Origin of the sequence: Xenorhabdus poinarii G6 (assembly GCF_000968175.1) — a bacterium.
In the GTDB taxonomy this organism is placed as follows: Bacteria; Pseudomonadota; Gammaproteobacteria; order Enterobacterales; family Enterobacteriaceae; genus Xenorhabdus; species Xenorhabdus poinarii.
The window spans coordinates 172,285-188,868 of sequence record NZ_FO704551.1 but is presented as its reverse complement, the minus strand read 5'-3'; the positions used below and the strand labels follow the sequence as shown (position 1 = coordinate 188,868).

The following is a 16,584-nucleotide window of genomic DNA, read 5'->3' as shown; positions in this document are numbered from 1 at the left end:
ATAACTTATTGTTATCAGGTGATAAAATTTTATCATTGTATTTTTTATTTTAATGCGTTTAGTTTGAAGGAGTTCATTAAGCCATTTAAATCAGCAATGAATCCATTAAACTAACTGGCGATATAAAATTTAATAGTACACACAACCATATATGGAGAAATAATATGCCATCATCTAAAAAAGATATATTGAAAGTCAACATTTCAGAAAAAGCCGATCTTATCATAGGGCAGATTGTCACCTTAACTATGACCTTAGAAGTAAAAAATGCAATAAACCCTATTCTCTCATTTTTTATATTAACAGCAGGAACGAAAAATATTTCTTTTTCAGACAATAACATAAATTTATTGCCAGGTTCTGATTCTATATTTACCGTTAGCACAGAGTTAATTGTTAGCAGTGATCCTAACATCATAAAAGAACATGATCCCATACAATTTACCATTACAGTAAACGCTTCTAATGCGGATCCATTCGTTTTTACGGGTACAGCAAGAACCATAAACCCGGATACATTGCCTTTAATGTTGAGTGATATATTCTTAGATACACCCAATGAAAATCCAAGCCAACCTGTGCAAGGAACAATGGTTACCACTCTTTTACTAGATAAAGAGAATAGACCTCTGGGTAATACGCCTGTTTTTATCAGATCACAAATACCAGAAAATTTATCATATTGTAAGATTTTAGACTCTGATAATAAAACTGAAGTTCTTCCACAAAAAATCGGGGATTATACCGGATTATCCATCAATTCAGACGAGCATGGCAATGTAAAATTTTACATTTATCCACAAAAAGCAGATTCCATGGTACTTGAATTAGAATCTTCAATTGTAAATGTCGGTAAGTCAGAGCCAGCGACCTCTCCCCTTTTTATTGTTAATACTGAAATGCCTGACTTCATGAAAACGATTCCAGGCCCAAATATCTTAGGAGGATATCCAGGCCCTTTAATTGCCCAAGGGGGTCAGCAAAACTTTTATGTGGGAGTCTACGATTATCCGAATGCAAAAAGAGGCGATTATATCCTGTTTTTTACACAAGAAAGACATACACAAAATGCAAAACGTCAATATAGTGGTCATTATGTTACTGTAGGCGATCCGGAGACAGAACTAGGCTTAGGTGAATATTTTTATACACTACCTTATGATATTTTTCCAATCGGTACTCCCTGTGCCTTTAACTATATAGTTATCCTGGGGAAAGGAGCCGGTTCGATAACTTCCATACCAGAGCCCGTAACTTATATGGGAGGTGCAAAATATTCCCCTAATATAACAATAGGAAGGGATTATGACCCTTGTCATGTTTATAACAGCCTTGGTGTGATTAATAATCCTCCTATTCCACAAGGTATTACCCTCGGTTATGACAGTATAAAAAAATATCTATCTAATCACCCTAAAGATCCAAACACGCCAGTGACCGGATTATTTATTGAGATTGTTGGGGATAAAAATTCAAAAACAAACGCTCCCTTGGGATCTAAAGTGACGTTAAATATGTATATTCAGGCAGAAAACCGTAATACCAAAAAGGTTATTGGGCAGGACATTATGCCCATCACAAAAAATCAGGACACAGGGCGTTACTCTTTAATTTTTCATATCGAAAAGAAAACGCTTGTTAATATCTTTGGTGGTGCGGGTAAAATTTGGTTTGATTATGAAATTAGTCATGGAAGCGATATTAGATATGGGAAAGTTTGGGCAGGAGGCATTGATACCCGCTCAGAGGATCTAACAGACGATGAAAATGATGGTAATTAATTAAGCTGGTCATTGGTATTTTATAAAAATGTACTAAAGTCAAAGACCAGTAGCAATGATTTTACCGGGTGGTTGATATCAACGGGCAGACCATTGATTTCTTGCTGACGGCAAACTGACGGTAGTGATTATCAATAAAGGAAGGTAAGTGTCTATCGGTGGCGAAACAATTTTATCGATTTGCAGCATAAAAAACAATCAACCTCGAGATCTCTGATTAACTCGTAATGCGACATGACCAGATAAAGACGCCATCTATCCTGCTAACAGGAGGTATTTGAAAAAGATTTAATACTCATTCTTCAAACGAAAACTATTTTTAGTCATCAGTTTATGGATAAAATTAATTTTAAAATTCTGCTTTATATTTAAATACATTACATTCTCGCATAGATATCTTATGATTATCAGGTGATAAAATTTTATTATTGTACTTTTTATTCTAATGAGTTTAGTTTGAAGAAGTTCATTAAACTATTTAAACCAGTAATAAAGTCATTAAACAAACTGGTAATATAAAATTTAACAGTTCACACAACCATATATGGAGAAATAATATGCCAACATTGATAAAAGATATATTGACCGTCAATATTGCAAAAAAAGCTGATCTTATCATAGGGCAGATCGTTCCCTTAACTATAACCTTAACAGCAAAAAATGCAATAAACCCTACTAATGCAAGCTTTATAATAACACCAGGTGCAGGTGCGAAAAACATTTCGTTTTCATCTGAAAACATAAAATTTACACGATTACCAGATTCTACTTCTGTATATACCGCTAGCACAAAATTAATTGTTAGCAGTGATCCTAACGTCATAAAAGAACGTGATCCAATAAAATTTACCATTGAAGCAAACGGTTCTAATGCTGATAAATTCGATTTTGAAGGTACAGCAAAAACCATAAATCCGGATACATTGTCTCTGATGTTGAGTGATATGTTCTTAGATACACCCAATAACGATCCAAAAAAACCAGTAAAAGGGGCTACGGTTACCACCCTTTTGCTAGATAAAGAGAACAATCCCTTGAGCAATACCCCCATCATTATCAGATCAAAAATACCAGAAAATTTATCATATTGTAAGATTTTGGACTCTGATAATAAAACTGAAATTCTGCTACAAAAAATCGGGGATTATACCGGATTATCCATCAATTCAGACAAGGATGGAAATATAAAATTTTATATTTATCCACAAAAATCAGATTCCATGGTACTTGAATTAGAATCCTGGATTGTGAATGTCGGTAAGTCAGAGCCAGCGGCCTCTCCCCTTTTTATTGTTAATACCGAAATACCTGATTTCATGCATTCTGTTCCAGAGCCAAATATATTAGGGGCATTTGCCAGACCTTTAGTTTCTGAGGGGGGAGAGCCTGATTTCCAGGTGGGAGTCTATGATTATCCGAATGCAAAAAAAGGCGATTATATCCTGTTTTTTACACAAGACCTAAGCATACAAAATTCAGCGATTAAATATAGTGGTCATTATGTTATTGTAAACGATCCGAAAACAGAGTTGGGTTTAGGAAAATATTTTTATTCAGTACCTTGTAATATTTTTGAAGCCGGTGTTTCCTATAATTTTAGCTATATCATTATCCAAGGGCAAGGAGCTGGTTCGCTAACGTCTTTACAAACCACTGTCACTTATATGGGAGGTGCGACATACTCTCCAGATACAACAATAAAAAGACATTATGATCCCTGTAATGTTTATAACAGCCTTGGTGTTATTAATAATCCCCCTATTCCACAAGGTATTACCCTCGGTTATGACAGTATAAAAAAATATCTGTCTAATCACCCTCAGGATCCAAACACGCCAGTGACCGGATTATTTATTGAGATTGTCGGAGATACAAATGTCAAAACAAGCGCCCCTTTGGGATCTAAGGTGACGTTAAATATGTATATTCAGGCGGCTAACTGTAATACCAAAAAGCCTGTTGGACAGAAAATTATGCCGATCACAAAAAATCAGGATACTGGGCGTTACTCCTTAATTTTTCATATTGCAAAGGAAGATCTTGTTAATATCACGGGTGGCGCAGGTCGAATTTGGTTCGACTATGAAGTTGGTCATGGAAGCGATATTAGATATGGGAAAATTTGGGCAGGGAGGATTGATACCCGCTCAGAGGATCTAACAGACGATGAAAATGATGGTAATTAATTAAGCTGGTCATTGGGATTTTATAAAAATGTACTAAAGTCAAAGACCAGTAGCAATGATTTTACCGGGTGGTTGATATCAACGGGCAGACCATTGATTTCTTGCTGACGGCAAACCGACGGTAGTGATTATCAATAAAGGAAGGTAAGTGTCTATCGGTGGCGGAACAATTTTATCGATTTGCAGGATAAAAAACAATCAACCTCGAGATCTCTGATTAACTCGTAATGCGACATGGCCTGATAAAGAAGCCATCTATCCCAGGGCAAGATCGCGAATGTTTTTTAGCCAACGGTAAATTAAGTTGATTCGAGTAAATAGCTGTGATCTTATACTCTCTTTTGAGAGTCAATACCATGTACCTTGACAGTTTCACTGACCATTTCTCCGATATCAAAGACCCACGCCAGACGGCCAAAGTGGCCTATCCTTTATTTGACATTTTGTTTGCCACCCTTTGCGCGATTATTGCGGGGGCGGAGGGCTGGAGTGATATTCAGGAATATACTGAAGGCCATCATGACTGGTTTCTTAAACAAGGTATGTTCAAAGAAGGCGTTCCTGTTGATGACACCATTGCCCGGGTCCTTTCTCGCATCAAACCAGAACAATTTAATCTCTGTTTTATCAACTGGATGCGTTCTGTTCACCAACTCACCAAAGGGGAATTAGTGGCGATCGACGGTAAAGTATTGCGTGGCTCTTATCATCGTGAAGATCGTTATTCAACTCTCCACATGGTGAGTGCTTACGCCGCTGCAAACCAACTCGTCATTGGTCAGGTCAGAACACAAAGTAAGTCAAATGAGATCACTGCCATCCCTGAACTGTTTAAGTTATTGGAACTGAAAGGCGCCCTCATTTCCATTGATGCAATGGGATGTCAAACCCAGATAGCCCGGGACATTATTGAGGCGGCGCTGATTATTTGCTGAGTGTGAAAGACAATCAGAAAAATCTCCACCGTGTAGTCAGGGAGGCACTGGCGGGACAACTCTCCGGGTCATTGACAAGAGAAAAAGTACACATAGAACAGGGGCATGGACGTATTGAAATTAGGCAAAGTCATGTCATGGATGCGAGTTCATTAGTCGCCCATTTCCCGGAATGGCCTGAATTAAAAACAGTTGGCGTGACAGTCGGATACCGGCAAGAAAAAGGAAAATCCGCCAGCCTGGAATACCGTTACGCCATCAGTTCTGCAGAGTTAACAGAAGAACAGTTTGCTCAGGCCATACGTAGCCACTGGCAGATCGAAAATAATCTTCACTGGATACTGGATGTCTCCTTTCGGGAAGATGACTGCAAAATTTACCGTAAAAATGCAGCGGAAAACATCGCGATATTGAGACGGGTCGCGTTAAATATGTTAAAAAAAGAAACGACTAAATTAAGTATCAGAATGAAACGTAAACGAGCCTGGATGAAAATCGGCTTTTTGGAGCAGGTATTACAAGCAGGGTTTTCCGGTTTGGATGATATTTGAACATTCATGCGGTTGCCCTACCATCTATCCTACTAACAGGAGGTATTTGAAAAATATTTAATACTCATTCTTCAAACGAAAACTATTTTTAGTCATCAATTTATGGATAAAATTAATTTTAAAATTTTGTTTTATATTTAAATACATTATATTCTCGCAGAGATAGCTTATGGTTATCAGGTGATAAAATTTTATTATTATACTTTTTATCTTAATGAGTTTAGTTTGAAGGAGTTCATTAAAATATTTAAACCAGCAATAAAGCCATTAAACAAACCAGGCTATATAGAATTTAATAATTCACACAATCATATATGGAGAAATAAAATGCCGGCAACAAGAAAAGATATATTGACCGTCAACATTTCAAAAAAAGCCGATCTTATTATCGGGCAGAGCTTTCCCTTAACTATAACCTTAACAGTAAATAATATATTAAACCCTGTTAATCAAAATTTTACAATAACAGGAGATAAAAATATTTCGTTTTCATCTAATGAAATAAGTTTTCAACCATTAAAAGGTTCTACTTCTGAATATATCGGTAGCACAGAATTAATTGTTAGTAGTGATACTAGCGTCATAAAAGAACATGATCCCATACAGTTTACCATTACAGCAAACGGCTCAAACGCGGATCCATTCAATTTTACGGGTACAGCAAGAACCATAAACCCGGATACCTTGTCTCTGATGTTACATGATGTGTTCTTAGATACACCCAATATAAATCCAACACAACCAGCGAAAAGTGCTCAGGTTACCACCCTTTTACTGGATAACAATAGCCTCCCCTTGAGCAATACGCCTGTCTTTATCATGTCACAGGTGCCAGAAAATTTACCATATTGTAAGATTTTGGGTTCTGATGATCAAACCGAAATTCAACCACAAATGGTAGGTTATTATTCTGGGTTATTAGTCAATTCAGACGAGCATGGCAATATCAAATTTTATATTTATCCACGAAATACTAAATCAATGGTGCTTGAACTACGATCCTGGATTGTAAATGTCGATCAACCGGTACCGGCTTCCTCTCCTCTTTTTATTGTTAACACTGAAATCCCCAATGCTCTAGAAACTATGCCTGAACCAAATATCTTGGGGGCATTTGACCAACCTTTAATCGCTCAAGGGGGGGAATCAGATTTTGCTGTAGGAGTATTTAAATATCCTAATGCAAAAAAAGGCGATTATATCCTGTTTTTTACGCAAGAAAAACATACAACAAATGCAGAACGTAAATATATTGGCCATTATGTTACTGTAGACGATCCAACTACAGAGTTAGGATTAGGAAAATATTATTATTCACTGCCTTATAATATTTTTGAAATTGGTGTTCCCTATAATTTTAATTGTGTAGCTATTCTGGGACAAGGAGCCGGTTCGATAACGTCTTCACTAACCACTGTCACTTATATGGGAGGAGCGACATATTCTCCAGATAAAACAATAAAAAGGGATTATGACCCCTGTAATGTTTATGGCAGCCTTGGCCTTATTCCTAGTAACACACCAATCCCACAGGGTATTACCCTGGGTTATGACAATATAAAAAAATATCTGTATAATCACCCTAAGGATAAAAAAACGCCAGTGACCGGATTATTTGTTGAGATTGTCGGAGATAAAGATTCACAGGGAAAAGTTCCTTTGGGCGCGAAGGTGACGTTAAATATGTATATTCAGGCGGCAAACCGTAATACCCAAAAGGCTGTTGGGCAGGACATTATGCCGATCACAAAAAATCAGGAGACTGGGCGTTACTCCTTAATTTTTCATATTGAAAAGAAACATCTTGTCAATATCTTTGGTGGCGCAGAGAGTATTTGGTTCGACTATGAAGTTGGTAATGGAAGCGATATTAAATATGGAAAAATTTGGGCGGCCGGGATTGATACCCGCTCAGAGTATCCAACAGAAGATGAAGGTGATGACGACGACGATAATTAATTAAGCTGTTCATTGGCATTTTATAAAAATAGTCAGTTACTATAGCAAGCCTTTTTCAGTCAATGTTAAATACTCTATAAGAAACTGACTAAAAAATTTCAAATAAAGTTATTGGAAAATTTGGGCGGGAGGAATTGATACCCGCTCAGAGTATCCAACAGAAGATGAAGGTGATGACGGCGACGATAATTAATTAAGCTGTTCATTGTCGTTTTATAAAAATAGTCAGTTACTATAGCAAGTCTTTTCCAATCAATGTTAAATACTCTATAAGAAACTGACTAGAAAATCCCAAATTTAAAAAAACGCAAAAATGGATAAAAAATAATTTAACAACGATTGGTTATAAAAGTTAACTATATTTTGTGTGGAGTTAATTAAATTATATTTACAAAAAAATCTAAGAGATAAAATTCCCACTGAATTTTTTGGGGATATAGCTGTATTTATCTCGATATGATTGAGACTGCAACTCTTTATAAGGTGATAAAATCATGGTCACGAAAAACGGGGTATTAACAACCACTATTCCAAGCAATGCTGACCTTATCATCGGTCAGACCGTTCCTTTAATGGTGACGCTAACAACAAACGGAGCAATAAACACGCAAAATGTAAACATTACATTTACAGGTGCCAGTCCAAATATTTCGGTTCCAGCTGGCAATCTGACATTAAAGGATATGGGAAACAATGCTTATGTCTATATAACAGAATTAACGGTCAGCAACGATCTTAATGTTATAAAAGAACACGATCCAATACAATTTACCATTACAGTAAACGGCTTAAATGCGGATCCATTCGTTTTTACGGGTACAGCAAGAACTATAAACCCGGATACCTTGCCTTTGATGTTACATGATGTGTTCTTAGATACACCCAATATAAATCCAACGCAACCAGCGAAAGGTGCTCAGGTTACTACCCTTTTGCTAGATAAAGAAAACAGCCCTCTGCGCAATACGCCTGTCTTTATCATGGCAAAAGTGCCGGATAATTTATCATATTGTAAGATCTTAGACTCTGATAATAAAACTGAAATTCCGATACAAAAAATCGGGGATTATTCCGGGGTATCGGTCAATTCAGACAAGGATGGTAATATAAAATTTTATATTTATCCACAAAAAGCAGATTCCATGGTGCTTGAACTACAATCCTGGATTGTAAATGTCGATCAACCAGTACCAGCTTCCTCTCCTCTTTTTATTGTTAACACTGAAATCCCCAATGCTCTAGATACTATGCCAGAACCAAATATCTTGGGGGCATTTGCCCAACCTTTAATCGCTCAAGGGGGGGAATCAAACTTTCATGTGGGAGTGTTCAAATATCCTAATGCAAAAAAAGGCCGATTATATCCTGTTTTTTACACAAGAAGAAAATAATAAAAAAGTGGGGCGTAAATATATTGGTCATTATGTTACTGTAAAAGATCCAAATATAGAGTTAGGATTAGGAAAATATTATTATTCACTGCCTTATGATATTTTTGAAATCAGTATTCCCTATAATTTTAATTGTGTAGCCATTCTGGGGCAAGGGGCCGGTTCGATAACGTCTTCACTAACCACTGTCACTTATATGGGAGGAGCGACATATTCTCCAGATAAAACAATAAAAAGGGACTATGACCCCTGTAATGTTTATACCAGCCTTGGCCTTATTCCTAGCAACACACCTATCCCACAAGGTATTACCCTGGGTTATGACAGTATAAAAAAATATCTGTATAATCACCCTAAGGATCCGAACACACCAGTGACCGGATTATTTGTTGAGATTGTCGGAGATAACAATTCACAGGGAAAAGTTCCTTTGGGCGCGAAGGTGACGTTAAATATGTATATTCAAGCAGCAAACCGTAATACCCAAAAGGCTGTTGGGCAGGACATTATGCCGATCACAAAAAATCAGGAGACTGGGCGTTACTCCTTAATTTTTCATATTGAAAAGAAACATCTTGTCAATATCTTTGGTGGCGCGGAGAGCATTTGGTTCGACTATGAAGTTGGTTATGGAAGCGATATTAAATATGGGAAAATTTGGGCGGGAGGCATTGATACCCGCTCAGAGTATCCAACAGAAGATGAAGGTGATGACGGCGACGATAATTAATTAAGCTGTTCATTGGCGTTTTATAAAAATAGTCAGTTACTATAGCAAGTCTTTTTCAGTCAATGTTAAATACTCTATAAGAAACTGAATAAAAAATTTCAAATTAAAAAAAACGTAAAAAATACAAAAATGGATAAAAAATAATTTAACAACGATCGGTTATAAAAGTTAACTATATTTTGTTTGGAGTTAATTAAATTATATTTACAAAAAAATCTAAGAGATAAAATTCCCACTGATTTTTTTGGGGATATAGCTGTATTTATCTCGATATGATTGAGACTGCAACTCTTTATAAGGTGATAAAATCATGGTCACGAAAAACGGGGTATTAACAACCACTATTCCAAGCAATGCTGACCTTATCATCGGTCAGACCGTTCCTTTAATGGTGACGCTAACAACAAACGGCGCAATAAACACGCAAAATGTAAACATTACATTTACAGGTGCCAGTCCAAATATTTCGGTTCCAGCTGGCAATCTGACATTAAAGGATATGGGAAACAATGCTTATGTCTATATAACAGAACTAGTGGTCAGCAGTGATCCTAACGTCATAAAAGAACATGATTCAATACAATTTACCATTACAGTAAACGGCTCTAATGCTGCTCCATTCGTTTTTACGGGTACAGCAAGAACTATAAACCCGGATACCTTGCCTTTGATGTTAAGTGATATGTTCTTGGATACACCCAATAGAAATCCAAGCCAACCAGTAAAAGGGGCTATGGCTACCACCCTTTTGCGTGATAAAAAGGCAATTCCCCTGGGCAATACGCCTGTCTTTATTAGATCACAAATACCAGAAAATTTATCATATTGTAAGATATTAGACTCTGATAATAAAACTGAAATTCCGATACAAAAAATCGGGGATTATTCCGGAGTATCGGTCAATTCAGACAAGGATGGAAATATAAAATTTTATATTTATCCACAAAAAGCAGATTCCATGGTGCTTGAACTACAATCCTGGATTGCAAATGTCGATAAACCAGTAGCAGCTAGCTCTCCCCTTTTTATTGTTAATACTGAAATTCCTAAATTTCCAGATGGTTTATTACCACCAAATATTTTGGGGGGCTTTCCTGGTCCCTTAACTTCTGAAGGTGGCGAATCGGATTTTTATATTGCCATCCCCAAATACTCACCAGCTAAACCTGATGATTATATAGTATTTTTCACCAAAAACCTGGAGAAGCCAGGGGCTAAACGTGAATATAGTGGCCATTATGTTATTGTAGGTAATCCTGAAGCAGAGCTGGGTGCAAGTAATTATTTTTACAAATTACCTTATGATATTTTCGAATACAATGTTCCTTCCGATATTAACTATGTCGTAATTCTTGGGGAAGCCGCTGGTAGCCTAACGTCTCAATCCACAAACGTGACTTATATGGGCGGTGCTACATATTATCCTCTGGAAAATGTAACACGGAATTATGATACTTGCAAAGTATATACTAGCCTTGGTGCTGGTGTTGTTGAAATACCAGAGGGTACATACATCAATTACGATGGTATAAAGAGATATCTGGATAATAATAACCCTGTCAATACAGGGTTGTTTATTGAAATATTAGGAGGAGATAACATACCAGGAAAGATCCCATTAGGTTACAACGTGAAAATAAACATGTATATTGATACAACAAGTTATTCTACAAAAAAACAATGGTTATATCCCATGCCAACACAGGTTAATACGGATGGTATCGCAATATTGCAATTTCACATACCTAAAGATATTCTTGTTGGTTTTGAGGGTAGAATTTATTTTGATTATGAATTAAGCATTGAAAACAAAAAACAATACGGAAAAATTTGGGAAGGGCTGATTTCCACCCAACCAGAATAAAGTAAAGCTCTCCCTTCTATGAAGGGGGAGCTTTACTGACGTTCACCAATACTAAACCGATTTTAAACTTCCCCTTCGTTGATAGTTTCCATAAACCATTTCTGTTATATTTATCTGTTCAACTGAATATATCAATAAAGTAACTTTAAATTAATTATTGAATATTATTAATAATAGGATAATAAAATGCAAAATACAGATATCAATATTACCTATTCCTTGCATAGCAATGCAAATTTGATTATAGGTCAAACTATTGTCTTAACTGTTACTATTACTCTGCCACCGGGTAAATTACTACCCAGCAATTCATCTGTTTCTTTTAGTCAAGGCGTTAATATTTATTCTGATTCAAATGCGCCTAAACACTTCATTCAATCTTCTCACAATAAAAATATCTATATAGCGACTTTTAATTTGGAGGTATCCAGTGCCACCCAAGATGATTCTTATATTACATTTAATATAACTCCAAATAACATTCCTGATATTTCCTTACAAACTTTTAAATGTAAAGCTATCAATATTAATACCGTTAACTTAGATTCAATGGCTCTCAACCTATCTCAGCCATATTTAAATATACCCGCTGATGGCGCACCTAATTTTCCTCCAGATAACGGCAGCCATAAATCTAGTGCAGTAACGGCAACCATAAAAAATAAAAATAACCAATATTTAGCCAATGCCCCAATATTTATAACATCAAGTTTATTTGATGATATAGATAAGATTTCAATTTATGCTTCAAACACTGCCTCCTCTTCTCAAATTTATCCACAAATTCTCGATAATTCCACAAAGGGTTTCTTTATAAATTCAGATAACCAAGGAAATATAGTGTTTTATATTTATCCCAAAAACTCATTATCTGAAATAGTAGAATTTATATCCATGATTCCAGGTGTGGATGATAGTTCAGTTTACGCAATTCAGAAACTTTACATTATCAATAGTGACCCTCCTAGCTTTCTTAAATCCTTACCATTTCCAATAGTATGGGGACTTGATAGAGGAAATCTTTATGCTAGCCCAGGGATAAGAAAATTTGATGTGTCAGTAGAATACCCGGATGCAAAAGAACATGACATAATATTATTTTTTATTAACTCTAATTATAGTGGCTATAATGTATTGATTACTGACCCTCAATGTCAAATAGGAGAAAGTAATACCGTTGCTAAATTACCTTATCAAATTTTTGAACTTAATAAACCCAGTAAGTTTTCGTATGTTGTTATTAACCAACGAGGAGATATGAGAGCCTCACTACATTTACCCGTCACTTATACAGGAGGAACACCATATGAACCAGATCCTGATGTAAAAAGAGACTATGCTAGTTGTATAGTTCATACTAGCCTAGGAGTCAGGGATTATAATATTATACCAAATAATAATGCAGTTAATTATGCTGCAATAATGAAATATGTTCATGGTGATGGTACTGGATTATATATTGAAATTTTAAGTGAGCAAAGTGGAGGAACACCAGCGATACCAAATGGTACTCAAATAACATTAAATTTATATCTCAACTCCCAAAATAAAAACTATATAAGAACTTACCCAGCTCAGCCAATAAAAAAACAAGTTGACAATACATTTTCTGCAATTATTCATGTCCCATGTACTGATCTTGTTAATGTCGAAACATATGAGGGTGGCGCTGGAGGAAATATTTATTTTGATTATAGCTTTACCTTAGATACTAATAAAAAAGCATATGGTAAAAAATGGAATGCATCTATTGTAACGATTCCAGCTGACAATGATCCTAACCCTTGTAAATAGTCAAAATGGTTGAGTATTCTCGCAATCAACTAATAAATATTCGGGACTATCCTAGACAACTAAGATAAGTCAGGATAGTTCCAAATCTTTTATTTATCTCTAATAGTATTTAGTTATCAACTGATAATTTTTTTTCATTATACAAACAAATAAGTATTGCATAATCTCTTCGGCAAGAAACTTGGCTATCTAATGGTATATAAAAAAACAGCAAAAATATTTTAATCTCTAAATAATATTTTAAAATCATAGGGATCTACCATGGCAAATACTATAACGTCATCTCTTCCACCAAAATCAAATATAGTCGATGGTCAATTACTAAGAATGACGATTTATTTTAACACTTCTGAAAAAAGTATTACACCTTATGCCGGATTTGAAATACAAAATCCGGTTAATCTTACGCCAGAAAAAACCAGTTATACAATGCCAAAAAACGCATACTCAGTCGAAATTGTATTTATTATTAAAGAAGGACTAGCAGATCAAAGTGAAATTAGTTTTGATATTGTACCTAAGAATATAAATGGATTTACTAGAACATCCTTTAAATATACGGTTGTAGAAATTGATAATAATTCATTAGCCCTTACCTTTGGCAATGGATATTTAAACTCCATAACTCAAACAGAAAATGTTAATACTAACATCCCACCAAATGGCCTGATATATTCTAAAGTTTTTGCCACAATAAAAGATAAGAAAAATGGTCAAGGTGTGTCTGGAATCCCTATCACTATAATGTCAAATAATAATACTAAATTAGATAGTGTCAGGATTTTCAAAAATCATAAAGATGCGGCATCTGAGGTAAAAAAAGAAACTTTATATAATAAATCGGTTTTTTATTTAAAAACAGAAGAAAATGGCATGATTGTTTTTTATGTTTATCCGGCTACCAATACCGAATTTGTACTTAATTTACAAGCTGGAGTAACCAACACACAAAATTTTCAACTATCAAAAAATAGTTTATTTGTTATTGATGATAATCCGACTGATCCAGGTAAACTCTCAAATATTCATACTGATTTTTTAGCCCCACCCTCTATTCTAGAGGCATCAGGCGGTGCATTAATAGGGGATCCTGATTCAACAACTTTTTCTGTTGAAGTTGATCGATACGATTATTCTAATAAAAATGATATTATACTATTCTATGTGAATGGAAAATATTCCAATCAAGAAATTTCTGTTGGAAACACAAATAACCTAGATAATTATTTTTTTGATTTACCTTATTCAATATTACCGCAAAATGAAGATGTTGCTTTGTCTTATATCATTGCCACACATGATGCAAGCATAAAAAAATCAGCATCACTAGGATTCTCCTATAATGGCGGCGGTAAGGCTGCACCTCTTGATAACATCAATAGGATTTACGATCCATGTGTTGTTTATTCTAGTTTTGGTGCTTTAAAAGAAACAGCACTAATCCAACAACATGATTTAATAAACTATTTCTCTATATCTCGTTATTATAATAACACAGGACACTCAGCATTATATATTGCAATAACAGGAACTGATGATACTAATGACAAAACCAAAGTACCATTTGGCTTTAACATTGTATTAACGTTATATATAGATTCTTATAAGAAGAAAAGTCAATACTCATTTAGTTTTACTATGCCCACAAACCTTGATAAAGGTTTCGATCATACAGCAACATATGTATACGGTATTCCTATTGATTATCTCAATCATATAGAATCATATCCTAATAGTTCTGCTGGAAACATCTATTTTGACTATTATGCTTATGATCCTTCTGACCCAGGAAACATTGAAACCAAATATTATGGGAACATTTGGCAAGGAAAAATTGACACTGAATAAAATGATTATTTATAAAGTGATATAAAATAATCTTTATGTCGTTTTAAGTAAAAATATTTTCAGCAACACTGAAAATAAAAAATCATTACAACTATGAAATTTCAGTAGAAAGCAAACACAATAGAGTAAAAATATAAATTTATTAGTATATAAATGGCCTTGTATTCGTCATAACAAATGAATCCAAGGAATCATACAACATAAAACATCATAATTATAATTATAATTATAAAAACGTCAATAGATTAATTGACATTTAGAATGTCAACACACTAAAAAAGGAAAGTAGAATGAATGTTAATGAAATAAATCTCGAGTCATTAAGATTAAATATGGATAACTATTTCTTGTCCGTCCCTAATCTACCCACTACTAATGATAATGAAAAAATAACAGTCACTGCACAAGTTGTAGATATAAATGGAGATTATTTATCTAATACTCAAATATTTATATCTGATTCTATTTCAGGAAATCTTAATAGAGTCAAAATTTATGATGCAGATCAAAATAATGAGATTCCTATAATCACACAAGATAACAAAGAAGGATTTCTGATAAATACCGATGGACAAGGGAAGATATTATTTTTCATTAAACCATATCAGTCTCTTCCTGTTATTTTAAACTTATATTCTAATGTAACTGGATCAACCAAATTAGTAGCTGCTAAACATACTGTCTTTATTGTTAATAATTCGCTGGATAGCATGGAAACTAAATTTGACCAGCCACAAATACTTAATTTTTTTGGCGAAAACTTGAAATCAGACGGAGATAGTAAATTTGAAGTTGACATTCCAAATTATGACAAGAAAAAATTAGGTGATTATATTTTGTTATTCGTGAATGAAGAGTATACTAATTATTACATTCGGGTAGAAGACCAAAGTAATGCACATATTTTCACTAAATTGCCATATGGCATTTTTAAAAAAGATATATACTCTAATTTCTTCTATGTTCTTATCAGAGATTCTGGAGATATTATAGAAGAAAAATCAAACGCATTACCTTTAACTTACAAAGGCAGACCCAATAAACCCTGGACGGATGTTTATCGAACATACGAACAATGCAAAGTGTATTCTAGTGGTGGTGCTCTTGTAAATGAAGATTACGATGTTATTAACGATGCCACCATAGCCGAACAAAATCCAGAGAATGCAGGGTTATTTGTTAAAATAACAGGAACTAACGATCCCAATGATAACAGCAAAGTACCTTTTGGGGCTAACATAACATTAAATATGTATATTAATTCAAGCACCAGAACAGTTACAAAATCTTATAATCAAACAATGCAAACACATCCAGATGATATAGGAGGAAAGACAGCCACATTAAAAATTAGTATAGATCATAGTGATATAAAAAATAATATGGGATATGAAGATGGTACAAATGGCCATATTTTCTTTGATTATCAGATAGGAGATGATACTGATCTTAATGTTACATACGGAAAAGTTTGGAAAAGTGAGATAGACACAGACCCCTATGCATGATAACTATTTACACTAAAATGTAGCTGAAAATATTTAA

Annotated in this window: 9 protein-coding genes and 1 pseudogene; all 10 read left to right on the top strand. The window is 34.6% G+C overall.

Annotated elements, in window-relative coordinates; genetic code table 11:
* The first annotated feature begins 164 nt into the window (after positions 1–164).
* The 10 genes and pseudogenes from XPG1_RS00780 to XPG1_RS00735 all read left to right on the top strand — a co-directional run bounded on the left by XPG1_RS00780 (position 165) and on the right by XPG1_RS00735 (position 16,547).
* Positions 165–1,781, top strand: coding sequence for a hypothetical protein (locus tag XPG1_RS00780; protein ID WP_045957391.1), 1,617 nt, complete (start codon positions 165–167; stop codon positions 1,779–1,781).
* Positions 1,782–2,338: 557 nt separating this feature from the next.
* Positions 2,339–3,967, top strand: coding sequence for a hypothetical protein (locus XPG1_RS00775; RefSeq protein ID WP_045957390.1), 1,629 nt, complete (start codon positions 2,339–2,341; stop codon positions 3,965–3,967).
* A 356-nt stretch (positions 3,968–4,323) separates the two neighbouring features.
* A pseudogene (locus XPG1_RS00770) lies at positions 4,324–5,453 on the top strand (ISAs1 family transposase).
* Between the two features lie 327 nt (positions 5,454–5,780).
* Positions 5,781–7,412: a hypothetical protein gene (locus XPG1_RS00765; protein WP_045957389.1), complete on the top strand. Its 1,632-nt coding sequence runs from the start codon at positions 5,781–5,783 to the stop codon at positions 7,410–7,412.
* 494 nt (positions 7,413–7,906) lie between these two features.
* On the top strand, positions 7,907–8,803 hold the full coding sequence (locus XPG1_RS00760) for a hypothetical protein (RefSeq protein WP_045957388.1): 897 nt from the start codon (positions 7,907–7,909) through the stop codon (positions 8,801–8,803).
* Positions 8,754–9,533 carry a hypothetical protein gene (locus tag XPG1_RS00755; RefSeq protein ID WP_045957387.1) on the top strand — a complete coding sequence of 260 codons (780 nt, stop codon included), beginning with the start codon at positions 8,754–8,756 and terminating at the stop codon, positions 9,531–9,533. Before XPG1_RS00760 ends, XPG1_RS00755 begins: the two co-directional genes overlap by 50 nt.
* Before the next feature lie 310 nt (positions 9,534–9,843).
* Positions 9,844–11,397, top strand: coding sequence for a hypothetical protein (locus XPG1_RS00750; RefSeq protein WP_045957386.1), 1,554 nt, complete (start codon positions 9,844–9,846; stop codon positions 11,395–11,397).
* Between the two features lie 186 nt (positions 11,398–11,583).
* Positions 11,584–13,191 (top strand): hypothetical protein, encoded by a 1,608-nt coding sequence (locus tag XPG1_RS00745; RefSeq protein WP_045957385.1) that lies wholly within the window; start codon positions 11,584–11,586, stop codon positions 13,189–13,191.
* Between the two features lie 261 nt (positions 13,192–13,452).
* Positions 13,453–15,039 (top strand): hypothetical protein, encoded by a 1,587-nt coding sequence (locus tag XPG1_RS00740; RefSeq protein ID WP_045957384.1) that lies wholly within the window; start codon positions 13,453–13,455, stop codon positions 15,037–15,039.
* Between the two features lie 290 nt (positions 15,040–15,329).
* Positions 15,330–16,547 carry a hypothetical protein gene (locus XPG1_RS00735; protein WP_045957383.1) on the top strand — a complete coding sequence of 406 codons (1,218 nt, stop codon included), beginning with the start codon at positions 15,330–15,332 and terminating at the stop codon, positions 16,545–16,547.
* Positions 16,548–16,584: the final 37 nt, after the last annotated feature.